The organism is Devosia sp., from assembly GCF_025809055.1.
Taxonomy (GTDB): domain Bacteria; phylum Pseudomonadota; class Alphaproteobacteria; order Rhizobiales; family Devosiaceae; genus Devosia.
This window is the reverse complement of the sequence record NZ_CP075529.1, coordinates 2795635-2819053: the sequence shown is the minus strand read 5'-3', so window position 1 is coordinate 2819053 and position 23419 is coordinate 2795635. Positions and strand designations below refer to the sequence as shown.

Sequence of the window (23419 nt, the reverse complement as noted above, 5' to 3'; positions counted from 1 at the left end):
CGTCCTCGCTTCGGTCATGCTTGCGTTCGCCTTGGGGTTTGCGTCGCAATTATATGGGGTGTTTCGGTCCGGCTTTAAGGCCGCACTCAGGCGTCGGTGAACAGGCCGACGCGCAAATCCTTGGCTTCGTAGATCACTTTGCCGTCAGCCTTGACCCAGCCATCGGCAATGCCGAGGGTCAGGCGCGAGCGCATGACGCGCTTGAGATCGATGCCATATTCCACCAGCTTGACGTCATTGGTGACCTGGCCCTGGAACTTGATTTCGCCGCCCAGGGCGCGGCCCTTACCGGGCTGGCCGATCCAGGACAGGAAAAAGCCGGTCATCTGCCAGACGGCGTCGAGGCCCAGGCATCCGGGCATGACCGGGTCGCCGATGAAGTGGCACTGGAAGAACCACAGGTCCGGATTGACGTCGAGTTCGGCCCGCACAAAGCCCTTGCCATGGGTGCCGCCGGCTTCCTGGATCTCGGTAATGCGGTCGAACATCAGCATCGGGGGCGCCGGCAGGCGCGCATCGCCCTGCCCCGGCAATTCGCCGCGGCCATGGGCCAAGAGTTCTTCATACCCAAAACTATTCTGACGCTCGGCCATGGCACATCCCCGGTCTTGTCGAGTCTCGTGTCGTATAGAGGCCGGTGGAGAGGGTCAAGCGGGGCCGCCGGCCTCCGGCCCTGGGGCGCTTGTCTCTTGGGGGTGCCGCCAGTATAAGCATTTCCAGTAACCTGACCAATTTGACGAGCATCGCTGGCCCCATGACTGAACGCAGCCCTGCCGCCCGGCCCCTACCGTCCCGCAAGCCTTGCCTGACGGCAGTCCTGCGCATGGCAGGCCTCCGGCCCACCCGGCAGCGTGTCGCTCTGGCCGAGCTGTTGTTCGGCGGCCCGCACCGGCATGTCAGCGCCGAACAGCTGCACGGGGAAGCGGCCGAGGCCCGGGTCAATGTGTCCCTCGCCACCATCTACAACACCCTGCATCAGTTCCACGAGGCGGGGCTGCTGCGTGAGGTCGCCATCGACGCCTCGCGGTCCTATTTCGACACCGATACGTCCGATCATCACCATTTCTTCGTCGAAGACGAGCAACGCATGATCGACATTCCCGCCGAAGCGGTGACCTTCAAATCGCTGCCGAAAGCCCCGGCCGGCATGGAAGTGAGCCATGTCGACGTGGTGATCCGCGTGCGCAAGGCGCCGGTCTGAGGCGGCCTGTCAAGACCCGATCGGGGTCCGCAGCGCGTGACGGGGCGGTGACAAAGTCACCCGGCTTGACCATATTGGCACCGGTTTCAACAGCAGCAAGGGTGATCGATGGCGGTTAAGGTCAACCTGAACGCCTATTTCGAGCGCATCGGTTTTTCCGGGTCGATCGCACCGACCCTGGCGACGCTCGAAATGCTGCATGCGCTGCATCCGGCCGCCATTCCCTTCGAAAATCTGACGCCGCTCATGGGCGACCCGGTGGCGCTCGACCAGCCCAGCCTCGAGCGGAAGATGCTGGCCGAAAAGCGCGGCGGCTACTGCTTCGAACACAATCTGATGTTCATGCACATGCTTGCCGATCTCGACTACACGGTGCGCCCGCTTCTGGCGCGCGTGGTCTGGACCGATGCAGAGGGCGCCAACCGGCCGCCCAGCCATCTGCTGCTCCTGGTGGAGATCAATGGCCAGAGCTATATCGCCGATGTGGGTTTTGGCGGGCTGACGCTGACGACGCCGCTGCGCCTGCGCGCCGATGTCGACCAGTCGACCCCGCACGAGACCTTCCGCCTGGTCGGTGGCGATCCGGACTGGACGCTGGAAGTCAAGATCGGTGACGACTTCAAGCCGGTTTACATGTTCACCCTCGACCAGGTGAGCGATGCGGCCATCGAGGCCATCAACACCACGATCGCGACCGATCCCGGCTCCCCGTTCACACATGAACTGCGCGTGGCCCTGGCGCCCCCGGGTCAGCGGCTCAAGCTGCACAATACACGCTTCATCATCCAGCCGGTCGAAGGGGCGAAACAGGAGCGCGACATCTCCCGGATGGAGACCCTGCGCTCGGTCCTGACCGGAGATTTCGGGCTCACCCTGCCCCAGGATGAGCGGCTGGAGGGCGCGCTGGCCAAGCTACTGCCGGACCTGCCGCCGCCGCCCGTTGAAGAGGCCGAATAGGCGTGGCTCCGGTCACCGTTCCGACGGACAAGCTCTACGAGTTCGCCGATTTCCAGGCCTTCTACGACTGGCTCGCGATCCACCACGACAGCGCCGACGAGGCCTGGATCCGCATTTTCAAGAAGGCCAGCGGCCGCCCCACCATCACTCCGGTCGAGGCGATCGAGGCGGTCCTGTGCTGGGGCTGGATCGATGCCATCAAGAAAAGCTGGGACGATATCTCCTTCGTGCAGCGCTATTGCCCACGCCGGCCCAAATCGGTGTGGAGCCAGATCAACAGGGACAATGTCGCGCGTCTCACAGAGGCGGGCCTGATGACCGAACATGGTCTCATCCATGTCCGCGCCGCCAAGGAAGATGGCCGCTGGGACGCCGCCTACAAGACCACCCAGGAGGCTCCGCCGGACCTGCTTGCCGCCATTGCCGCAAATCCGGCCGCACAAGGTCTTTATGACCAGCTCACCGCCCAGAACCGGTTTGCCCTTACCTTCCGCGTCACCAGCCTCAAGACCGCCGCGGCCCGGGCCCGCAAGATCGAGACCTTTGTCGAAATGCTGGCGCGCGGGGAAACCATCTATCCGCAAAAGCTGGAGCCGAAGTGATGGCGGTCTGGGGCGCTTTTCTCCGGGGGATCAATCTGGGCAACCGGCGGATGCAGATGGCCGAACTCCGGGCCTGCCTTGAGGAGGCCGGATGCACCGAGGTCAAGACCGTGCTGGCCAGCGGCAATGTGCGCCTTGCCGCAGAAGGCTCTGCCGAGGCGGTGCAGGCAGCCATCGAAAAGGCCATTGCCGCCCGGTTCGGGTTTGACGTCGGCGTGGTGCTGCGCTCTGCCGCGCAGATGCAGGCCATGCTCGACAAGCACCCATTCGGCGATCTCGACCCCAAGGCCGACCTCACCCGGCACGTGCTGATGTTCGACAAGCCCTTGCCCAAGGGCATTTCCATTGACAGCCGCAAGGGCGATACGGAAATCCTGCGGGTGGATGCGCGCGAAATCTATCTCGCCTGCTACCGCCAGGCCAATGGGCGCTATACCGAGAATGTCGAGGACGTGCTCAAGCCCCTGTATGCCCGCCTGGGCAAGGGTGGGCTCGACACCATGCGCAACTGGAACACGATAGAGAAGATTCTCAAATGATCACCGTATTCGGCTCCACCAATCTCGATCAGATCGGCACCGTCACCCGCCTGCCCAAGCCCGGCGAAACCGTGGCCGGGGGCAGTTTCTCCATGGCCCCGGGCGGCAAGGGCGCCAATCAGGCGCTGGCCGCGCGCCGGGCCGGTGCCGATGTGCTTCACGTTTCGGCCGTGGGCGAGGATGCCTTCGCCGGCCTGGCGCTCGACCTGCTCGACAAGGGTGGCGTCGATCTCAGCCGGATGCGCAAGGCCGGGACGGCCACCGGCATTGCCATGATCTTTGTCGATGCCAAGGGCGAGAATGTCATCGCCATCCTGCCGGGCGCCAATGGCACCGTCAGTGCCGAGGATGCCGAGCGGGGGCTTGGTGACCTTTTCGCCAATGATACCCTGCTGGTCCAGCAGGAAGTGCCGCAGGCCGCGACCCGGCGCGCCCTCGAAATCGCCCGCGAGAAGGGGGCCCGCTCGGTGCTCAACACCGCGCCCTTCCTGCCCGATACCGGTAAGCTCGCGCCATTGGCCGATATCGTCGTTGCCAATGAAACCGAGTTTTCGCTTCTGACCGGCCGGCCGATCGAGCAGCTCGACGCGGCCATGCAGGATTGGGTCAACCGCACCGGCCGCACCATTGTGGTGACCTTGGGCCCGGATGGCGCCCGGGCCCGCACGCCCGATGGTCCCATTTCGGTTGCCGCCCACCGCGTCATTCCAGTGGATACGGTGGGGGCCGGCGACACCTTTTGCGGCTTTCTCGCCGCGGGGCTCGACGCCGGGCATAGTCTCGAAACCGCCCTGCGCCGCGCTGCCGTCGCGGGGAGCCTGGCCTGCCTCAAGCCCGGCGCCCAGCCGGCCATTCCGCTCAAGGCCGATGTGGACGCCATTGCCGGCCATTGAGCCGCATCGGCGAGGCCGAACAGAAGTGACAGGGAACGACACAATGCCGACACTGCCCATGCCGGGTCTGCGCTATTTCTGCACGCTCGATGTTGCCCTGTCCAAGCCGCTCGCCGTGGGCGCCGTCGGCAGCGGCACGCGTCGTATCATTCCGATCAAGGGCGGCCGCGTCGAAGGGCCTGGCATCTCCGGAACCATTGTTGACCTCGGCGCCGACTGGCAGACCATCGTCGATGACAGCACCGCCGAACTCGACGCCCGCTATGCCTTTGAGACCGATGACGGCGCCTTGATCGAAATCCGCAATCTGGGCGTCCGGCATGGACCGGCAGAGGTCATCGCCAGGCTGGCCGCTGGCGAGGATTGCCCGCCGGAGAGCTATTACATGCGTACCACCGCCCGGCTCGAAACCGGGCACAAGGATTACGCCTGGGTCAACCAGACGATTTTCGTCGGTACCGGTGCGCGCCTCGCCACGGCCGTGCGGATCGATCTCTACGCCGTATCATGACGGCCAAACATCACTTCCTGGGGGAATGCGCGTGAACAGTCAGGGCGTCGTGATAGCCGGAGGCGGCATTGGTGGCCTTGCCATGGGCCTCACCCTGCACCAGATCGGCGTGCCCTTCACCATTTTCGAATCCGCCTCCCGGCTGGCGCCGCTGGGCGTCGGCATCAACCTGCAGCCCAATGCGGTGCGCGAGCTCTTCGACCTCGGCATCGGGCCGGAGGATCTCGACACCATCGGGGTCCCGTCCAGGGAATGGGCCCTGGTCGGGCTCAATGGCAATGACATCTATTCCGAGCCCAGGGGCGTGCTCGCCGGCTACAAATGGCCGCAATATTCCATGCATCGCGGCAAGCTGCAGATGCTGCTCTATCACAAGCTGATCGAGAGGGCCGGCAGCGACTGCGTCGTGCCGGGCCATCGGGTCACCGGCTACACCAAAAGCGGCGACGGCGTTCGCGTCGACATCCAGCGCGCCGATGGCACCACGCTTACCCACGATGCCTCCCTGCTCATTGCCGCCGACGGTATCCATTCGGCGGTTCGCGCCCGCATGCATCCCGATCAGCCGCCGATCAACTGGGGTGGCGCGATCATGTGGCGGGGCACCACCAAGGCGCGGCCGATCCGCACCGGGTCGTCCTTTGTGGGCCTGGGCACACATCGCCACCGGCTTGTCTTCTACCCCATCTCGCCAGCCGATCCGGATACGGGCCTTGCCACCATCAACTGGATCGCCGAACGCACCGTCGACAGCTCGGAAGGCTGGCAGCAGGCGGGCTGGTTCCGCCCGGTCAACGTCAAGGACTTCATCGCGCATTTCGCCGACTGGCACTATGACTGGCTGGATGTCGCCGATCTCATCGGACGCGCCGATATCGCCTATGAAAATCCGATGATCGACCGCGACCCCATCGGCACCTGGCACGACGGGCCGGTCGTGCTCCTGGGCGATGCGGCGCATGCCATGTATCCGACCGGCTCCAATGGCGCGAGTCAGGCCATTGTCGATGCCCGTGTGCTGGGCGCAGCCATGCTGGATCACGGCGCCACCGAGGCGGCCCTCGCCGCCTATGACCAAAGGCTCTGCGGTCCGATTTCCGAGGTCATCCTGCGCAATCGCAGCGCCGGACCGTTTGGGCTGCTCAACATCGTCGACGACCGCTGCGGCGGCGTCTTTGACGATATCGACACGGTCATCCCGGCGGCCGAGCGCAGCGCCTTCATGGCGCGCTACAAGACGGCGGCGGGCTTTGCCGTGGATCAGCTCAATGCAGCCGCCCCGACCATTCCCATAGGTGCCAGGGTTCGCCAGTCCGAACGCGCCTGAGCGGTGACAGTCCGGCCGGACAGGCATAGACTCGGAGCCGAGGAGGACCCGTCATGCCGCATTTTCTGGCCGTCTATACGATGAAGCGCGAAGACCTCGCGAAATTCCGCGCCATGCCCAAGGCCGAGCAGGACGCCGTGGATGCAAAGGGCCTGCCCGAATGGGAGGAATGGGACAAGCGGCACGCCACCGCCATCGTCAATCACGGTGGCATGGTGGGCAAGACCACGCGCATCACCCGCGATGGCACGATTGCCCCGGCCACCAACGATTTCTGCGGCTATCTCATCGTGGAAGCCGAAACGGCCGAGGCCGCTGCGGCCCTGTTTTCCGATCACCCCCATATCGGCACCTTCCCCGGCGACGGCATCGACATCATGCCCTTTCTGGTCGGCCCGGCGCTCTAACCCGCGGAATTACCGCAATGCTCTATTTTGCCTATGGCTCCAATATGGACCCGGTGCAGATGCGCGAGCGGTGCCCGGGCTCCGCCTTTGCCGGCATCGGCATGCTGCAGGGCCATGGCCTGTGCTTCCCGCGATATTCCATCGCCCGCAAATGCGGCGCGGCCTCCTATGAGGCAGACCCGGCGCGAAATCTCTGGGGCGTGGTTTACCGCATGACCGAGAGCGATTTTGTGCGGCTGGACGGCAATGAAGACTACCGGCCAGACAGGGCCCCGGCGCTCAATAGCTACAACCGGCTCGAGATCGACGTGCTGATGGCCAACGTGCCGACGCGTGTCCACACCTATCTGGCCAACCCGCAGGATGGCGTCCATTCACCCAGCGCCGCGTATCTGCGGCACCTGCAAGAGGGCGCCCGCCATCATGGCCTGCCGGAAGACTACCGCCTCCTGCTGGAGCGGCTGGCCTCGGGCTGAGTCAGGCGACCCATCGGACCGCCTGACCTTGTTTCTGGACAGCCGATCAGCGCGTCGGCGCCAGTCCGAAAATGGCTTCAATATCATCGAGGGCCAGGTTCGCCGCCATGATCCCGCCGGCCGTGGCCCAGACCGTGTCCGACACGGCATGGACATGCCCGGATTGCACCGCCTCAAGGCTCTGCCACAGCGGGGAAGCCATCCAGGTTTCGGCCTCCTTGGTGGCACCACCATCGCCGGTCTCGTAGCTGAAATGCAGCAGGTGATCGGCATCGAGTTCAGGGATGCGCTCCAGCGTGATCGGCTCGGCCAGCCCGGGCTTGTCCTGGGCCGCGGGGCGAGCGAACCCGATATCGCGGAGGATGGAGCCGGAAAAGCTGTCATTGTTGTAGGCATAGTTCTGCCCGGCAATGAATCGCACGAGGCTAACCGTCTCGGCGAGGCGGTCACCCAGTTCGGCCTTGATGGCCTCAAGGCGGCCCTCATAGGCGTCCAATGCTGCCGCTGCGGCGTCGGCCTGGCCCACGGTTTCGGCATAGAAGGCGAAATTGTTGCGCCACTGGCCGGTGACGTTTTCGACATAGACCGTTGGCGCAATGGCGGACAACTGACCATAAATGGCCTCGTGCCGCTTCTTGTTGCCAAGGATGAGATCGGGCTCAAGGGACAGGATCACTTCGAGATTGGGTGCCAGTTCCTCTCCCACCAGGATCGTCTCGGAGAGCGCGGCGGCGACATGGTCGAACCAGGGATCGGCATTGGCCGAGCGCACCGCGCCCACCGGGGTGATACCCAGCGCCAGGAGGTCTTCCGTTGCTTCATTGGTCAGCGCAACCACGCGCAAGGGCGCGTCCGGGACGCTGGTAACACCCATGATATGGGTGATGTCTCGTGCCATGACAGGGCCAGAAAGGGCCAGCAGCAGGGGCAGACCGGCAAGGACGAGAAGGCGGCGGGTAATCATCGGAATTTCCATTATATGACACTAGCAGTCATCTTTTAATTGCGCCCGGGCACGCCCGATGTCAAGCAGCGGCGCTGATGCCGCCCCGGGGTCAGGCCCGCCAGTCAGCACCGCCGCAAAGCCATACCTCCGCCAACAAAAAAGCGGACCCGAGGGCCCGCTTTCCAATATCCGACATGCCGGCTGCCTTATTTGGGCGCCAGCACCATGACCATCTGCCGGCCTTCCGAGCGCGGCTGGCTTTCCACCTTGGCAATGGCCTCGGTCTGATCCTTGACCTTGATCAGCAATTGCATGCCAAGGTCCTGGTGCGCCATTTCGCGGCCACGGAAGCGCATCGTCACCTTCACGCGGTCGCCCTCGCCCAGGAAACGCTGCACGGCCTTCATCTTGGTCTCGTAGTCATGCGTATCGATATTCGGACGCATCTGGACTTCCTTGACCTCGATGACCTTCTGCTTCTTGCGCGCTTCGGCCGCCTTCTTCTGGGCAGCATATTTGAACCGGCCGAGATCGAGCATCTTGGCGACGGGCGGGTTCGAATTGGCGGCGATCAGCACCAGGTCAAGCCCGGCTTCCTGCGCCTCGGCAAGAGCCTCGCGGGTGCGGACAATGCCGCGGTTTTCACCTTCGGCATCGATAAGCTGGACGTCGGGGCTGGTGATATCCTCGTTGGCAAGCGGCCCATCCTTCTGGGGCGCAACGGGTCTCATGGGACGGCGAATGGCAAACTTTCCTTGTGCTATTGGTGCCAGGGGGTGAATTCGGCCTTAAAATCGTGGTAGCCGCTGCCAAAGTCAACTGGCGCGACCACGCTAAATTGCGCCTGTTGCAGCCAGGAAACGAACAGCCCACCCAGATAAAAGGCCCCGGGGCGGCGGGGGTTCCACCGGAGGCGCGCGTGTCGAGTGAAAAACAGGCCGATATCGTGGTGGGCGCCGGGGCGGCGGCCCGCCCCATTGCGGTGCGCATGCGAGCGGGTTCTGCGCCGGGCCTGTTCTGGCTCAACGGCTTCCGCTCGGTCATGGCGGGGAGCAAGGCCAGCCATCTCGATGCGCTGGGCGCAGCGCAAGGCCTGGCCGTCACCCGTTTCGATTATTCCGGACACGGACTGTCGGGCGGCGCCTTCGAGCATGGCACGATCAGTCGTTGGCTAGAAGAGGCGGCGGCCGTCCTGGCGCTGACCGAGGGGCCGCAAGTTGTTTGCGGCTCGTCCATGGGCGGCTGGATCGCCCTGCTTTTGGCGCGTCGCCAACTGGCACTGGGCCGGCCACTGGCGGGCCTCGTCCTCATCGCCCCGGCCGTGGACGCCACGGCCGCCTTGATCCCGCGCCGCATCAGCCCCGACCAGCAGCGCGATCTCGACCACAAGGGCTGGTTCGAGACGCCCAGTGCCTATGCCGACGGGCCCTATCGCTACACGCGGGCTCTGCTCGACGACGGCGCCACACACCTGCTCATGAGCGGCGTCATCGAAACCGGCTGCCCGGTTCACATCCTGCAGGGGGCAGAGGACAGCGATGTGCCGGCGGCCCATAGCCGGGCCTTGCTGAGCCATATCCTGCACGATCCGGTGACCTATACGCTGGTCCCCGATGGCGATCACCGGCTGAGCCGCCCTCAGGATCTGGCCCTGCTGGAACGCGCCGTTCTCGCCCTTGCCCTACCTGGCGCCCGGCCCTGATCAAGCCAAAGAAAAAAGCGCCCCGTTCGGGGCGCTTGAGTTTTGCCGTTGGGGTAACGGACTTCAGGAGGTCGGGAAGTCGGATAAGTAACGGGCTAACCGTTGTTCTGGTTGCCCCAGTCACCGGATTTGTTTTCGCCAAATCCCTGGCGGGAGCCGCGGTGCTCGTTCATGAAGCGATCGAACTCCTCACGATCCTTGGCCTTACGCAGATTGGCCATGTACTCGTGGAAGGCATCGACCTCGGCGTCGAGGCGGGCGCGTTCCTCATCGAGGCGACGCATCTGCTCGGTGCGGTAGTCGTCGAAGGCGGCATTGCCCGAAGAGGCGAAACCGGTGCGGCCGAAGCCGTGGCTTTTCGAATTGGATTTCACGTAGCTGCATCCCTTGTTCCAGTAGGCCTGGGCCTTTTCGGCGGAGCCGCCGAATTTCTCGCCCCAGATGATGTAGGCCAGGACGGCCAGGCCCAGCGGCCAGAAAATCACGAAGCCCAGAACCATCAGGGCGATGGTCAACGGGGACCAGTGTGGTTTGATAATTGCGGTTGTCATGTCATTTCGTCTCCCAGTCACGATGACCAATAGGTGGTTTTGCGCGGGGCAGGATCAAGCATGTGCCTGTCGATTTTTCCGCTTGAAATGGCGACATCGCTTTCCTATGGCGAGGGCGATTACCGGCCCAAATGCCCCCAAAAGGTGCTATCGAAGGCCCGAGACCTGCCCTTTTTGACCTGGATCCCGGCATGAGCGATGACACCGCCCCGACCCTGCCCTTGCCGCAGAGCTGGCGCCCATTGCGCCTGCAGACCCTCTTGGTGCTGCGCTGGCTGGCGGTGATCGGGCAGACCATCGGTGTCCTCTTCGTGCAATTGGGCCTCGGGTTTCCCCTGCCCCTGGTCGAATGCCTGGCGCTGATCGGGCTGTCGGCGGCGCTCAATGTCGGGCTGGTGCTGCGGTTCGGGGCCAATCTGCGCCTCTCCTCCCGCTTTGCCGCCGCGCAGCTGGCCTTCGACCTTTGCCAATTGGGTGGATTGCTGGCCCTGACCGGGGGGCTGGAAAATCCGTTCTCGCTGCTGCTGCTGGCGCCGGTCTCGGTGTCCGCCACCACCCTGCCGCAGCGCCAGACCTTCCTCATCGCCCTGCTTGCCTGCACCCTCGCCTCGGTGCTGGCGGTGGTTCACCTGCCCCTGCCCTGGGACCCGGCCGAGCGGATCGTCTTCAACCGCATCTATGTCATCGGCATCTGGGTATCGATCATCTGCGGGGTGGTGTTCATCTCCGCCTATACCAATCGGGTGGCCCACGATTCCCGTCAGATCGCCGATGCCCTGGCCGCCACTGAGCTGGCCCTGGCCCGGCGCGAGCAGCTTTCGGCGCTCGACGGGCTGGCCGCTGCTGCCGCCCATGAATTGGGCACGCCGCTCTCCACCATCGCCCTCGCCGCCAAGGAAATGCGCGCCGAGGTCGAAGAGGGCAGCCAGATGGCCGAGGATGTCGAGCTCATCATCGCCCAGTCGGCGCGCTGCCGGGCGATCCTGGCCAAACTGCGCAATCTGGGCAGCGAGCCGGCCGATCTCTTTGCCGCCGCGCCGATCACCGACATTCTCGACGAAGTGGCGCGGCCCCATGAGGGGCGCGGCAAGGTCATCCTGTTCTATTCCGAAAAGGCCGCGGGCGCCGTGCCGGTGTTTCCGCGCAGTGTCGGCCTGCTCTACGGGCTGGGCAATCTCATCGAGAATGCCACCCATTTCGCCAAACAGACCGTGCGGGTCGAAACCGCCTGGGACCAGGAGGCGATCAGCGTCAGCATCACCGATGACGGCCCCGGCTTTGCCTCCGAGCTGATTTCGCGGCTGGGCGAGCCTTATCTCACCACCAGGCCCCGCGATCCGGCCGGCAGCGATGCGCACCAGCCGGGCGGGCTGGGTCTTGGCGTGTTCATCGCCAAGACCCTGCTCGAGCGCACCGGGGCGCGCCTGCGCTTCGACAATGCCGAGGCCGGCGGGCATGCCAGGGTGATGATCGTCTGGCCGCGCGACACAATGCCCGACCAATCCACCAGTGCGGTTTTGACGTAGGAAAGGCAAAGGATTATTGGAAGAGCCATGAACACGATCGAAGATCTCCTGGCTGCCGACCCGAGCCTTCTGCTGGTCGATGATGATGCGGCCTTTCTGAGCCGCCTTGAGCGCGCCATGGCGCGACGGGGTTTTGAGGTGCGCGTCGCCGGCACCGTAGCCGCCGGCCTTGCCGCCGTTGCCGAGCGTCCGCCGGCCTATGCGGTGGTCGATCTGCGCCTCGAGGATGGCAATGGCCTCGACGTGGTTTCCGCCCTGCACCAGAAGCGGGCCGATGCCCGCGCCGTGGTCCTTACCGGCTACGGCAATATCGCCACTGCGGTGACGGCGGTGAAGCTGGGCGCCATGGACTATCTCTCCAAGCCGGCAGATGCCGACGATGTCATCAACGCCCTGCTCGCCACCGGCGAAGACAAGCCCGAGCCGCCGGAAAACCCCATGTCCGCCGACCGGGTGCGCTGGGAGCATATCCAGCGCGTCTATGAATTGTGCGACCGCAATGTCTCGGAGACCGCGCGCCGCCTCAACATGCACCGCCGCACCCTGCAGCGCATCCTCGCCAAACGGGCGCCTCGGTAAGTCCAATCGCGCCCGGCCACGCCATGCGCGTAGCGGCCCGTCGCTCGCCCAGCCCTCCGTGCTGCCCTCGGACTTGATCCGAGGGCCACTATCAGTGGTGCACAGACGTGTCTGGCCCTCGGGTCAAGCACGAGGGCAGCATCTGTTTGAACCCACCTTCCGGCCCGGCGTCCGGCGCCAGCCCTATACCGCGAACAGCGTTTCGAACCCGCCGAAGATCATCCGCGCACCATCGAATGGCATGTCCGGCACGCCCGACATTTCCTCGGGCGACATCATCTTGGCCACGACCCGGTCACGCGTCGCCTTGTCGGGATATTCGATCCAGGAAAAGACCACGACCTCATCGTCCTTGGCCTTCACCGCCCCGAAGAAATCATTGACCTCGCCCCTGGGCACGTCGTCGCCCCAGTTCTCCACCACCCGCGTGGCACCCCAGGCCTTGAGCTTGTCGGCCGCGGCGCGGGAATGCTCGATATAGAGCTGCTTGTTGGCCCTGGGGACGGCGGCGACAAATCCATCGATATAGCTCACGGGTTTTCTCCTTGTTTTGATTCCTGAACGGGCGCGGCACGAAAGGGATGCCATGCCTGCCTCGACTTTGACGTTTGAGTGGCGCTAACCTCGACACCCAAAACGAAAATAACGAGGAGCCTGCCATGACTGTCACCCTTCACTTCCATGGCGCAGCCGGCACGGTCACCGGCTCGTGCTACCGGATCGTGCATCCCGGCGGCCAGTTCCTCGTCGATTGCGGCCTGTTCCAGGGCAACAAGAGCGTTCGCGATCTCAACCTCAAGCCCACCCCCTTCGACCCCAAATCCATCGACTTCCTGCTGCTCACCCATGCCCATATCGATCATGCGGGCCTGTTGCCCAAGCTCTATGCCGAGGGCTGGCGCGGACCGATGTGGATGACGGCCCCGACGGCCGGCCTGCTCGAGTATCTGCTGCCCGACGGGGCCGGTATCCAGGAAAGCGAAGCCGAGCGCGAAACCAAAAAACGGGCGCGGCGCGGGGAGGAGCCGGCGCAGCCTCTCTATCGCATGGAAGATGCCGAGGAAGCCCTCAAGCACCGCCAGCACTGCCAGTATGACCAATGGTTCGAGCCGGGTCCGGGCGTGCGGGCCCGCTATTGGAATGCCGGCCACATCATCGGCTCTGCCTCCATCGAGGTCGAGGTGAGCGACGGCCAGGGCAAGCCGGTGCGCCTGATGTTCTCAGGCGATATCGGTCCGGACGAAAAGGTGTTTTACGCCGAGCCCGAAGGCCCGGCCGGCTTCGACTATATCCTCTGCGAAAGCACCTATGGCGGCCGCGACCGCGAGGACTATACCCTGGTCCAGCGCCGCGAGGCGCTGAAGGCCGAGATCAACCTGGCCATGAGCCGTGGCGGCAATCTCGTCATTCCCGCCTTTGCCGTCGAGCGCAGCCAGGAACTGCTGCATGACATTGGCCTGCTAATCAAGCAGGGGGAGATCGATCCGCGCCTCGTCGTGCTTGATAGCCCCCTCGCCAGCAAGGTGACCGGCGTCTATCGCAAATATTCCAAGATGTTCGAGGACACCGAGCTTTCCGCAGACGAACTGTTCAACGACGAGCGGTTCCGGATCATCGAGGCGGTGGAGGACAGCAAGGCCCTCAACGCCATCAAGGGCGGCGCCATCATCATGTCGGCCTCCGGCATGGCCGATGCCGGCCGCATCAAGCACCACCTGCGCAACAATCTCATCCGCTCCAATGCGACGGTGCTGTTCGTCGGCTATCAGGCCCCGGGCACGCTCGGCCAGATCATCCTCTCGGGCGCCAAGGAAGTGCGGATTCACGGCACGCAGATACCGGTGCGGGCGGCCGTACGATCCATGGGCAATTACTCCGCCCATGCCGACCATTCCGAATTGATGGACTGGATCGCCGCCCGCCTGCCCGCGCATGGCGCCCTGTTCCTCACCCATGGCGAAGACGAGGAGCGCCAGGCCCTGCGCGCCGCGCTTACCGCTGCCAATAAGCTCGGCGGCGACCAGGTGATCCTGCCCCAGCTCGACGACTATTTCGAGTTGACCACCGCCGGGATCGGCGCGGTCAAGGCCCCGGCCATCCGGCGCGTCGATCCAAAGCAGATGCCCTCGGACTGGCACAATGCCTTTTCCGATTTCACCATTCGCCTCAGCCAGCGCCTGCATGATCTGCCCGACGACCAGAAACTGGCCATGATGGTCGCGCTGCAGCAGAAACTCTCCGCCCTCGGCGCCGAGCCCAGTCCCCCGGCCGTGCCCACCCCGGTCACCCCGGTCGAATCCAAGGCCTATGACGAGTAGGCCAGGTCGCCGCCCGTCGCGTCCCGCTCTCCCTGTGCGAGACGCGTGAGGGTGTCTCCGGTCGCACCTCTTCCTTCACCTCCCCCTTCACGGGGGAGGCAAGCAAAGCTTGGCGCTGCAAACGCCTAGCGACGCTCGGAGGGGGCGCTGTGTCGCGCTCGGCCGTATTCAACAAAAACGGGCGGGACTTGCGTCCCGCCCGTCTCGTATTGACGATCTCGGCCTATTTGAGGGCGTCGGTCACGACCGTGGTATAGGCGCCTTCCGGCTGTGCCTTGATGATCGACTGGTCGATCAGCGCCTGCACCGTGCGCTCATAGGTGGCCATGTCGAGGGCCGGATCGTCGGCATCGACCAGCTTGGACACTTCGCCGACCATATAGAGCTGGTGCTCGAGGGTGGCAGCACCGGAATCGTCCATGTCGACGACGATCTGGGCCGCTTCCTCGGGGTTCTCCAGCGCATATTGCCAGCCCTTCATCGAGGCGCGCACGAAGCGGGTATAGGCATCCACCTTGGCCGGATCGTCGAGCGTGTCCTCCATGACATAGAGGCCGTCTTCGAGCAGGTCATTGCCCATTTCGGTATAGTTGAAAATGGTCAGGTTGTCCGGGCCGTAGCCGGCATCGAGCGCCTGGCCGTATTCGTTATAGGTCATCACCGAGATACAGTCCGCCTGGCCCTGGATCATCGGCTGGATGTCGAAGCTCTGCTGCAGCACCGTGACGCCGCCTTCCGAACCATCGGTGGCCAGGCCCAGCTTGTTCATCCAGGCAAAGAACGGATATTCGTTGCCGAAGAACCAGACACCCAGCGTATGGCCGGGGAAATCGGCTTCCGTGGTCACGCCGGTTTCGGTCGGGCAGATCATCATCAGCGCCGAGCGCTTGAACGGCTGGGCGATATTGACCAGCGGCACGCCATTGTCGCGCGCGGCAAGGCCCGCTGCCATCCACTCGACAATGATGTCGGCGCCGCCGCCGGCGATCACCTGCGGCGGAGCGATATTGGGGCCGCCGGGCAGGATGGTGATGTCGAGGTCCTCCTCGTCATAGAAGCCCTTGGATTCGGCCACCAGATAACCGGCGAACTGCGCCTGGGTAACCCATTTGAGCTGCAGGGTCAGCGCGTCGGCGGCCATGGCTGCCGGGGCAGCGGACAGCGCCAGGGCGCCGGCCAGAACACCTGTGATCAACTTTTTCATTCTCGTTCCCTTTTCCCTGTTACGCCCGTCCACCACGGACAGACGGATGCCAGAAAGTGACGCCCCTCTCGATGAGGGCGACACAAGCGTAGAAGACGGACCCCGCGACCGCCGCAACAGCGATCTCCGCCCAGACCAGGTCGATGGCGAGACGCCCCACCCCGGTCGATATCCGGAAGCCCATTCCCACGACGGGCGTCCCGAAGAATTCCGCTACGATTGCGCCGATCAAGGCCAGAGTCGAGTTGATCTTGAGGGCGTTGAATATGAAGGGGCCCGCAGCGGGGAGCCTGAGCTTCATAAGGGTTTGCCAATAGGAGGCGGCATAGGTGGTCATGAGGTCGCGTTCCATGCCCGAGGCGGCATTGAGCCCGGCCACGGTATTGACCAGCATGGGAAAGAACGTCATGGCGACGACGACGGCGGCCTTGCTCTGCCAGTCGAAGCCGAACCACATGACCATGATCGGGGCGATGCCGATGATCGGCAGCGCCGACATGAAATTGCCGATCGGCATGACCCCGGCCTTAAGGAAGGGCGAACGGTCCACCGCAATGGCGACGACAAGCCCGGCCAGACACCCGATGGCATAGCCGGGCAGCACCGATTTGATGAAAGTCTGGACGAAATCGGCCCAGAGCGTGGGCACTTCGGCTACGAGCCGCGCCCAGATGGCCGATGGCGGCGGCAGCAGCACCGGGGGCACATTGGCGCCGCGGGTCACCACTTCCCACACCACCAGAAGCGACAGCCCGAAGATGATGGGGATGAGCAGGCCCGTGCCGGTCTCCGGCAAGCGGCCGGCCCGGATGGCGGCCGACAGGCGCTCGACGAACAGCCAGGCAAAGGCCCAGCCGGCGATCAAAGCCAGCCAGTGGTGGATCGGCGTCGGCCCGGCCGGCAGCGCTTCAATCAGAGCCACCGCGCTCAGCACCGCCAGAGCCCCGTCGAGCCAGAGGCTGAACGGCAGCCAGAAGCGCAGCAGCGACAGGGCCGCCAGCGCAAAGAACAGGGTGACCAGCGGCGCCGCGCCCAGGGTTGGCACGCCCAGGGCAAAGCCAAGCGCGCCAATGAGGGCGGCGACCAGCGCCAGGTAGAGCTGGAAATAGGAGAGGCCCGCCATCATGCCCGTGCTCCCATCCGGCCGTTGACCCACTTTTCCGCGCCGCCAAGGATCGCCACGAGGGCCGCCGCAAGGCCCGCCGCGATGAACAGGGCGGCCCAGATCTGGATGGTCTGGCCATTGTAGGAGCCGGTGAGCAGCCGCACCCCGAGGCCACCGCCCGAGGCGTTGGACAATTCGGCCACCACCGCCCCGATCAGCGAAATGGCAATGCCCACCTTCATCGAGGCGAAGAGGAACGGCATGGCAGCGGGCCAGCGCAGTTTCCAGAACACCTGCCAGGGATTGGCGTCATAGGTGCGCATGAGATCGAGCTGGATGGCTTCGGGCGAGCGCAGGCCCTTGACCATACCGACAACCACCGGGAAAAAGCTCAGATACATCGAAATCAACGCCTTGGGCACGAGCCCGGTCATGCCGACCGAGCCAAGCCCCACGACCACCATGGGCGCCACGGCGAGAATGGGAATGGTCTGGCTGGCGATGATCCAGGGCATCAGCGAGCGATCGGACGCATCGTTGTGGATGATGGCCACGGCCAGCGCCACGCCGAGGGCCGTCCCGAAGACAAAGCCGAGCAATGTGGCAGAGAGCGTAATCCAGCCGTGATAAGCCAGCGAACGCCGCGAGGTCAGCTCCAGCGCCGCCGTGGCATTCCAGATTTCACCCACCACCTGATGCGGCGCCGGCAGCACCGGCTTGTCCTGCGCCCAGGTCTGCTGGGCGAAATCCATGAACGCGACACTTTCCAGCCCGGCCCGCTCATTGAGCCGCTCCTGCCATGGCGCATTCATGTGAATGGCCATGCCATACCAGAAGGCCACGATGGCGAGGACGATGGTGAGAACGGGGATGACGCGGGTCATGAAACTATCCCCAGCACCGCCTTCCCTTCTCCCCTTGAGGGAGAAGGTGCCCCGTAGGGGCGGATGAGGGGTTCTGGACCATCCGCACATCCGAGATTGAGGAGGGGCCCGAACCCCTCACCCGTCTCGCGCTGCGCGCGATCCACCCTCTCCCTCAAGGGGAGAGGGGAGCGCCGGTGCGTGTGAAGAGCGAGAGCCCCCATCACACCGCCTCCTCGTCATAACTGTGCCCGGCCCGCAGCCCGTCGCGGACCCGCGCGGCGATCGCCAGAAACTCGGGGCTTTCGCGGATGTCGAGCGGCCGTTCGCGCGGCAAGGTGCTTTCGATGACATCCGTCACCCGGCCCGGGCGCGGCGACATGACCACGATCCGGGTCGAGAGATAAACCGCTTCGGGGATGGAGTGAGTCACGAAACAGATGGTCTTTGCGGTCCGCTCCCAGAGCTTGAGCAATTCCGAATTGAGATGGTCGCGCACGATTTCGTCGAGCGCCCCGAAGGGCTCGTCCATCAGCAAGAGGTCAGCATCAAAGCTCAGCGCCCGGGCAATGGAGGCGCGCTGCTGCATGCCGCCCGAAAGCTGCCAGGGATATTTCTTCTCGAAGCCAGCCAGGTTCACCAGCTCCAGCGTCCGCCCGATGCGCTCTTTCTGCTCGGCGGCCGAATAGCCCATGATTTCGAGCGGCAGCGCCACGTTCTTCTCGATCGTGCGCCAGGGATAAAGCGCGGCGGCCTGGAACACATAGCCATAGGCCCGCGCCTTGCGCGCCTCTTCGGGCGTCTGGCCATTGACCGTCAATATGCCCGATGTCGGCTTTTCGAGATCGGCAATGGTGCGCAGGAACGTCGTCTTCCCGCACCCCGATGGCCCGATAAAGGACACGAAGTCGCCCTTCTCGATGCTGAGATTGACATCACTCAGCGCGACGATATCGCCATCGCCGGTGGGAAAGGTCAGCCCGAGATTTTGGGCGGAAACGACGGCAGTCACGTTAGTATGTTCCTCATATCCTGCCGCGCCACGCAGCGGTAAGTGAATCCACCCGAAAATCCCGCAACCAAAGCGAAAAGCGGTGCTATCTGCGCGAGCGTTAGGCCGTCAGAGTTGGGCCGGAAGCCCGGGAGTACGAATATCAGGCAGGTTATGCCGGAAAGAACTCCTCCCAGCGAGCCATACGCCACAGGTTTCTCAATCTTCCAGCGATTGGCGAGATACAGCGTGATCAGCGCTGCAGGCAGAAACAAAGGCGATGCAAATAATCCCACCACAGGCGCGACCAACATTGCCACTATGACTATTCCCGGCAACATTGGGCTACCAAACGAGATTCCAATCAACATCAAGATTGCGACAACTTCACTGGCAACCAGCATGGCTACCAGGTAGGCCGGGATGGAGAATGTGGCCCGCGTGTGTGCCTCCGTCGCTGACAAGCTGATCAAACCCCCGTCGCCGGAATACCCGTCCGTTCCACCTTGCGCGGTGCGACCAGTTCCTTCCACTGGCTCAGCGCCCGGTTCACAGGGTTTTTCGCTTCGCGGGCCACGAACTTGCCGTGACCGGGCTCGGCCTTGACCTCGTTCTCGACAATGGACACCTTGCCCCGGCTCAGCACGAAGCGCGGCAGGCCCGTGACCTCGAAGCCCTCGAACACATTGTAGTCGATGACCGACTGCTGGCTCCTGGCCGAAATGGTCTTTTTCCGTTTGGGGTCCCAGACCACGAGATCGGCATCGGCGCCGACCATGACCGCACCCTTTTTGGGGTAGAGATTGAGGATCTTGGCGATATTGGTCGAGGTCACCGCCACGAATTCGTTCGGCGTCAGGCGCCCGGTATTGACCCCGGCAGTCCAGAGCACCGGCAGGCGGTCTTCGAGCCCGCCCGTGCCGTTCGGAATTTTGGCGAAATTGCCGACACCGAACCGCTTCTGCTCGCTGGTAAAGGCGCAGTGGTCGGTGGCGACGCAGGAGAGCGACCCGGACTGCAGCCCGGCCCACAGGGAGTCCTGGTGCTGCTTGTTGCGGAAGGGCGGCGACATGACCCGCCGTGCGGCATGGTCCCAGTCGGCGTTGAAATATTCGCTTTCATCCAGCGTCAGGTGCTGAATCAGCGGCTCGCCATAAACGCGCATGCCCTTTTGCCGCGCCCGGCGAATGGCCTCGTGGGCCTGCTCGCACGAGGTGTGCACCACATAGAGCGGCACGCCGGCCATGTCGGCGATCATGATGGCGCGGTTGGTGGCCTCGCCCTCGACCTCGGGCGGGCGGGAATAGGCATGGCCTTCGGGCCCATTATTGCCCTCGGCGAGCAGCTTTGCCGTCATCGCCGCCACCACGTCGCCGTTTTCGGCATGGACCAGCGGCAGGGCACCCAGGGCGGCGCAGCGCTGGAAGGACGCAAACATCTCATCGTCATTGACCATGAGTGCGCCCTTATAGGCCATGAAATGCTTGAAGCTGGTGATCCCCCGGTCGACCACCTCGGCCATTTCATTGAACACCTGCTCGCCCCACCAGGTGATGGCCATGTGGAAGGAATAGTCGGCGCTGGCCTTGCCCGATTTGTTATCCCACATCTTGAGCGCTTCGAGCAGGCTCTGGTCGGGATTGGGCAGGCAGAAGTCGACCACCATGGTGGTGCCGCCCGCCAGCCCGGCCCGCGTGCCGCTCTCGAAATCATCGGCCGAATAGGTGCCCATGAACGGCATTTCGAGATGGGTATGCGGATCGATGCCGCCGGGCATGATCAGGCATCCCGTTGCGTCCAGCACGGTGTCGCCCGACAGGTTCTTGCCGATCTCGACAATGACGTCGCCGTCGATTCTGACATCGGCCTCGTATGAGAGGTCCGCGGTCACGATCGTGCCGTTCTTGATGACTGTGCTCATGGATTTTTCCTTTCTTCACCTCTCCCCCAAGGGGCCAGGTGCTGCATCGTGTCCATTCGAGTCCCCATCACATCACCCGCCGCCGCAGGGCGCGGGCGGCGCGCCATTTGTTGAGGTCGGAGAGGAAGGCGTCGAGGGTGCCATAAACCGGCATCAGCACCCGGAACCGGGTCGGATGCAGGCTGGGGGAGGGCACGCAGGCGGCCAGGATGCGGTCGAGATAGTTCGGCGGGCACCAGATGCTGGCAAAGCCCACGAACTGGTGGCTCACCTCGGTGCGCAATTCCTCGATGCGCTCGTAATTGGCCCGGTTGATCGCCACGGTGGTATAGACCGCGGTCAGCGCGGCAATGCCGAGCATGGCCAGAAGCAGCATCGGGTCGCCCGAATAATCGCCGCCCAGTACCGCCCACAGCCAGGCACCCAGCGAAAAGACGACAAATGTCTTCGAGATGCCGAAGGCCGCGTTGATGGCCTGCAATTCGTCCAGGTGCCGTGCTTCGATTTCGCTGTCGATGGCCTCGAGCTTGCGGCGGAATTCGAACAGGCGCTGGTTTTCCTCGTCCGTGTGATCCTCGCCCCGCGCCTCGCGCAGGATGTCGAAGGCCGAGTGGGTCATGTCCTCGATGGCGTCCCAGCCCGGCAGCGGCACGATGGCGGGCGGGATATAGTGGCCCACACGGTCGAAGGCGACATAAGTGATGTGGATGGCAGTGAGAAATATGAAGGCGATCAACAGGATGGCGAATTCGGAGACGCCGAGGATGTCAAAGATCGTCTGGTAGTTTTCGACCACCGATTTGACGAGGTCGAGGTTGGGCAAAAGGCCTTCTGTCGGGTTTCCCAGGTGCAGGAAACCGGCCATGACATAGAAGAAGCCTCCCGCGACAATGAGCCGGGCGGTGATGTAGTTGGAGAACTTGACGACGCTTTCCAGCAACCCGTCCACTTGTTTCCCGCCCCCTTTTCTGCCCTCTATTCGACAATGCCGGCGGTTTCGACCACCGCGTGGAAAAGCACGTCAGCGCCGGCCGTCGCCCATTCCTTGGAAATATCCTCTGCCTCGTTGTGGCTGAGCCCGTCGACGCAGGGACACATGATCATGGTCGAGGGCGCCACCCGATTGGCCCAGCAGGCGTCGTGCCCGGCGCCGGAAATGATGTCCATGTGGCTGTAGCCGAGCTTTTCGGCGGCGCCGCGCACGCGGGCAACCAGGGTCGGATCGAACGCCACAGGGTCGAAATGGCCCACCGCCTCCATGTCATAGCCAACACCCAGTTCGGCGCAGATGGCCTGGGCCCGTTCGTCGATCTGCGTCCGCATCGAGGTGAGCTTGGCCAGTTCGGGCGAGCGGATATCGACGGTGAACACCACGGAGCCGGGCAGCACATTGCGCGAATTGGGGGCAAACCTCATCTGGCCCACGCCACCGACGGCGCCGGGCTGGTGATCCATGGCGACGGCCTGCACCATTTCGAGTATCCGCGCCATGGCGAGACCGGCATTGACCCGCATCTGCATAGGGGTCGAGCCGGTATGGGCTTCCTTGCCGGTGAGGGTGAATTCGAGCCACCACAGGCCCTGGCCGTGCGTCACCACGCCGATCTGCTTGTTCTCGGCCTCGAGAATGGGCCCCTGCTCGATGTGATATTCGAAATAGGCGTGCATTTTTCGCGCGCCGACTTCTTCCGCGCCGAGCCAGCCGATGCGCTTGAGCTCATCGCCATAGGTCAGCCCCTCCTGGTCCTTGCGGCCATAGGCATAGTCGAGGCTGTGCATGCCGGCAAAGACCCCCGAGGCCAGCATGGCCGGGGCGAAACGCGCCCCTTCCTCATTGGCCCAGTTGGTGACGACGATGGGATGGCGGGTCTTGATATTGAGGTCGTTGAGCGAGCGCACCACTTCGAGTGCCGCAAGGACCCCGAGCACGCCGTCATATTTGCCGCCGGTCGGCTGGGTATCGAGATGGCTGCCGACATAGACCGGCAGGGCGTCCGGGTCGGTGCCGGGCCGGGTCATGAACATGGTGCCCATCTTGTCGACGCCCATGGTGAGGCCCGCCTGGTCGCACCAGCCCTGAAACAGTTCGCGCCCCGCCTTGTCCTCATCGGTCAGCGTCTGGCGATTGTTGCCCCCGGCAATACCGGGACCGATCTTGGCCATCTCCATGAGACTCTCCCAGAGCCGGTCGCCATTGATCCGAAAATTTTCGCCGGGAGAGGTCATGAGGCTTACTCGTGTGTTTGGTCGGAAACGAAAGACCCCTCACCCTGACCCTCTCCCGATAGGGGCGAGGGGGCGCAGGAGGCGAGGGTGTCGTGGATGCGCTCCAGGACGCCGGGCGTATTGCCCAGGATGTCATTGTTCCAGAAGCGCAGGACTGTGTATCCGGCAGCCTCAATGGCGCCGTCGCGGATGGCATCCCGCGCCGAACCATGCTGCCCGCCATCGGCCTCGATCACCAGCATGGCGTCGCGGCAGACAAAGTCGGCGTAATAGGATGCGATTGGAAATTGGCGGACGAATTTGAAGCCGAGAAGGCGGCGATCCCGCAAGTGATACCAAAGGCGCGCTTCTGCCTCGGTCATGGCCCTGCGTAGGGTGCGCGCCCTCTCCACCTGAGCGGGCTGAGCCTTCGTACTCCTCACCCTGGCCCTCTCCCCAAAGGGGCGAGGGGACGCAGGAGCCGGGGCATTTGTATATGCTCTTTCACCGGCAGCACCCCCATCGCCCCCTCGCCCCTCCGGGGAGAGGGCTGGGGTGAGGGGAGCGATGCTGGTGAGAGCCGATTGCATCTTGC

27 protein-coding genes are annotated in these 23419 nt (G+C 64.0%); 13 read left to right on the top strand and 14 right to left on the bottom strand.

Annotation, left to right across the window (positions count from 1 at the left end; all coding sequences use genetic code 11):
- Positions 1–86 precede the first annotated feature (86 nt).
- Positions 87–593, bottom strand: a complete 507-nt coding sequence (gene fabA / locus KIT02_RS13845; RefSeq protein WP_297578648.1) for a 3-hydroxyacyl-[acyl-carrier-protein] dehydratase FabA — start codon at positions 591–593, stop codon at positions 87–89.
- Positions 594–754: 161 nt separating this feature from the next.
- On the opposite strand from fabA, the gene irrA reads away from it, so the two are divergent.
- The 9 genes from irrA (at position 755) to KIT02_RS13800 (ending at position 6913) form a co-directional block, all read left to right on the top strand.
- Positions 755–1201, top strand: a complete 447-nt coding sequence (irrA, locus tag KIT02_RS13840; protein WP_297578645.1) for an iron response transcriptional regulator IrrA — start codon at positions 755–757, stop codon at positions 1199–1201.
- 108 nt (positions 1202–1309) lie between these two features.
- Positions 1310–2158 carry an arylamine N-acetyltransferase gene (locus KIT02_RS13835; RefSeq protein WP_297578643.1) on the top strand — a complete coding sequence of 283 codons (849 nt, stop codon included), beginning with the start codon at positions 1310–1312 and terminating at the stop codon, positions 2156–2158.
- Between the two features lie 2 nt (positions 2159–2160).
- Positions 2161–2760 carry a YdeI/OmpD-associated family protein gene (locus tag KIT02_RS13830; RefSeq protein WP_297578640.1) on the top strand — a complete coding sequence of 200 codons (600 nt, stop codon included), beginning with the start codon at positions 2161–2163 and terminating at the stop codon, positions 2758–2760.
- The gene (locus KIT02_RS13825) at positions 2760–3299 is read left to right on the top strand and encodes a DUF1697 domain-containing protein (protein WP_297578638.1); all 540 of its coding nucleotides are present in this window, start codon (positions 2760–2762) and stop codon (positions 3297–3299) included. The genes KIT02_RS13830 and KIT02_RS13825 overlap by 1 nt, the downstream gene beginning before the upstream one ends.
- Complete coding sequence (locus KIT02_RS13820) at positions 3296–4192, top strand: ribokinase (RefSeq protein ID WP_297578635.1); 897 nt, start codon at positions 3296–3298, stop codon at positions 4190–4192. The genes KIT02_RS13825 and KIT02_RS13820 overlap by 4 nt, the downstream gene beginning before the upstream one ends.
- A gap of 43 nt (positions 4193–4235) precedes the next feature.
- Positions 4236–4703: a DUF3237 domain-containing protein gene (locus KIT02_RS13815; RefSeq protein ID WP_297578632.1), complete on the top strand. Its 468-nt coding sequence runs from the start codon at positions 4236–4238 to the stop codon at positions 4701–4703.
- A gap of 31 nt (positions 4704–4734) precedes the next feature.
- Complete coding sequence (locus KIT02_RS13810; RefSeq protein ID WP_297578629.1) at positions 4735–6030, top strand: flavin-dependent oxidoreductase; 1296 nt, start codon at positions 4735–4737, stop codon at positions 6028–6030.
- A 53-nt stretch (positions 6031–6083) separates the two neighbouring features.
- A complete protein-coding gene (locus KIT02_RS13805; protein ID WP_297578626.1) occupies positions 6084–6437 on the top strand; it encodes a hypothetical protein in 354 nt (117 codons plus the stop codon).
- A gap of 17 nt (positions 6438–6454) precedes the next feature.
- Positions 6455–6913 carry a gamma-glutamylcyclotransferase family protein gene (locus KIT02_RS13800; protein ID WP_297578624.1) on the top strand — a complete coding sequence of 153 codons (459 nt, stop codon included), beginning with the start codon at positions 6455–6457 and terminating at the stop codon, positions 6911–6913.
- Positions 6914–6959: 46 nt separating this feature from the next.
- Here the strand turns inward: KIT02_RS13800 and KIT02_RS13795 are convergent, their stop codons facing one another.
- Both KIT02_RS13795 and infC read right to left on the bottom strand, forming a co-directional pair.
- Positions 6960–7877, bottom strand: a complete 918-nt coding sequence (locus tag KIT02_RS13795) for an iron-siderophore ABC transporter substrate-binding protein (protein ID WP_297578622.1) — start codon at positions 7875–7877, stop codon at positions 6960–6962.
- Between the two features lie 188 nt (positions 7878–8065).
- On the bottom strand, positions 8066–8602 hold the full coding sequence (gene infC / locus KIT02_RS13790) for a translation initiation factor IF-3 (protein ID WP_297585310.1): 537 nt from the start codon (positions 8600–8602) through the stop codon (positions 8066–8068).
- 245 nt (positions 8603–8847) lie between these two features.
- Between infC and KIT02_RS13785 the strand changes: the two genes are divergently transcribed.
- A complete protein-coding gene (locus tag KIT02_RS13785; RefSeq protein ID WP_297585308.1) occupies positions 8848–9561 on the top strand; it encodes an alpha/beta hydrolase in 714 nt (237 codons plus the stop codon).
- 95 nt (positions 9562–9656) lie between these two features.
- Here the strand turns inward: KIT02_RS13785 and KIT02_RS13780 are convergent, their stop codons facing one another.
- Complete coding sequence (locus tag KIT02_RS13780; protein WP_297578620.1) at positions 9657–10112, bottom strand: DUF2852 domain-containing protein; 456 nt, start codon at positions 10110–10112, stop codon at positions 9657–9659.
- Between the two features lie 191 nt (positions 10113–10303).
- On the opposite strand from KIT02_RS13780, the gene KIT02_RS13775 reads away from it, so the two are divergent.
- Entirely contained in the window at positions 10304–11638 is a 1335-nt protein-coding gene (locus KIT02_RS13775) for an ActS/PrrB/RegB family redox-sensitive histidine kinase (RefSeq protein WP_297578618.1), read from the top strand.
- 27 nt (positions 11639–11665) lie between these two features.
- Positions 11666–12217 carry an ActR/PrrA/RegA family redox response regulator transcription factor gene (locus KIT02_RS13770; protein ID WP_297578616.1) on the top strand — a complete coding sequence of 184 codons (552 nt, stop codon included), beginning with the start codon at positions 11666–11668 and terminating at the stop codon, positions 12215–12217.
- 183 nt (positions 12218–12400) lie between these two features.
- Here KIT02_RS13770 and KIT02_RS13765 read toward each other — a convergent pair whose 3' ends face one another.
- Positions 12401–12751 carry a DUF1428 domain-containing protein gene (locus KIT02_RS13765; RefSeq protein WP_297578614.1) on the bottom strand — a complete coding sequence of 117 codons (351 nt, stop codon included), beginning with the start codon at positions 12749–12751 and terminating at the stop codon, positions 12401–12403.
- Positions 12752–12876: 125 nt separating this feature from the next.
- On the opposite strand from KIT02_RS13765, the gene KIT02_RS13760 reads away from it, so the two are divergent.
- Positions 12877–14535, top strand: a complete 1659-nt coding sequence (locus KIT02_RS13760) for an MBL fold metallo-hydrolase (protein WP_297578612.1) — start codon at positions 12877–12879, stop codon at positions 14533–14535.
- A gap of 223 nt (positions 14536–14758) precedes the next feature.
- Here the strand turns inward: KIT02_RS13760 and KIT02_RS13755 are convergent, their stop codons facing one another.
- The 9 genes from KIT02_RS13755 to KIT02_RS13715 all read right to left on the bottom strand — a co-directional run bounded on the left by KIT02_RS13755 (position 14759) and on the right by KIT02_RS13715 (position 23237).
- A complete protein-coding gene (locus tag KIT02_RS13755) occupies positions 14759–15739 on the bottom strand; it encodes an ABC transporter substrate-binding protein (protein WP_297578609.1) in 981 nt (326 codons plus the stop codon).
- Between the two features lie 19 nt (positions 15740–15758).
- On the bottom strand, positions 15759–16862 hold the full coding sequence (locus KIT02_RS13750) for an ABC transporter permease (RefSeq protein ID WP_366520604.1): 1104 nt from the start codon (positions 16860–16862) through the stop codon (positions 15759–15761).
- Entirely contained in the window at positions 16862–17728 is an 867-nt protein-coding gene (locus KIT02_RS13745; protein WP_297578607.1) for an ABC transporter permease, read from the bottom strand. The genes KIT02_RS13750 and KIT02_RS13745 overlap by 1 nt, the downstream gene beginning before the upstream one ends.
- A 202-nt stretch (positions 17729–17930) precedes the next feature.
- Positions 17931–18755, bottom strand: a complete 825-nt coding sequence (locus tag KIT02_RS13740) for an ABC transporter ATP-binding protein (protein WP_297585303.1) — start codon at positions 18753–18755, stop codon at positions 17931–17933.
- Complete coding sequence (locus KIT02_RS13735) at positions 18716–19171, bottom strand: hypothetical protein (RefSeq protein ID WP_297578605.1); 456 nt, start codon at positions 19169–19171, stop codon at positions 18716–18718. Before KIT02_RS13735 ends, KIT02_RS13740 begins: the two co-directional genes overlap by 40 nt.
- Positions 19168–20619 carry a dihydropyrimidinase gene (gene hydA, locus KIT02_RS13730; protein WP_297578603.1) on the bottom strand — a complete coding sequence of 484 codons (1452 nt, stop codon included), beginning with the start codon at positions 20617–20619 and terminating at the stop codon, positions 19168–19170. The genes KIT02_RS13735 and hydA overlap by 4 nt, the downstream gene beginning before the upstream one ends.
- A 67-nt stretch (positions 20620–20686) precedes the next feature.
- A complete protein-coding gene (locus tag KIT02_RS13725) occupies positions 20687–21568 on the bottom strand; it encodes a hypothetical protein (protein ID WP_297578601.1) in 882 nt (293 codons plus the stop codon).
- 26 nt (positions 21569–21594) lie between these two features.
- Positions 21595–22845: a Zn-dependent hydrolase gene (locus tag KIT02_RS13720; RefSeq protein WP_297578599.1), complete on the bottom strand. Its 1251-nt coding sequence runs from the start codon at positions 22843–22845 to the stop codon at positions 21595–21597.
- 5 nt (positions 22846–22850) lie between these two features.
- Positions 22851–23237, bottom strand: a complete 387-nt coding sequence (locus tag KIT02_RS13715; protein ID WP_366520603.1) for a DUF559 domain-containing protein — start codon at positions 23235–23237, stop codon at positions 22851–22853.
- Positions 23238–23419: the final 182 nt, after the last annotated feature.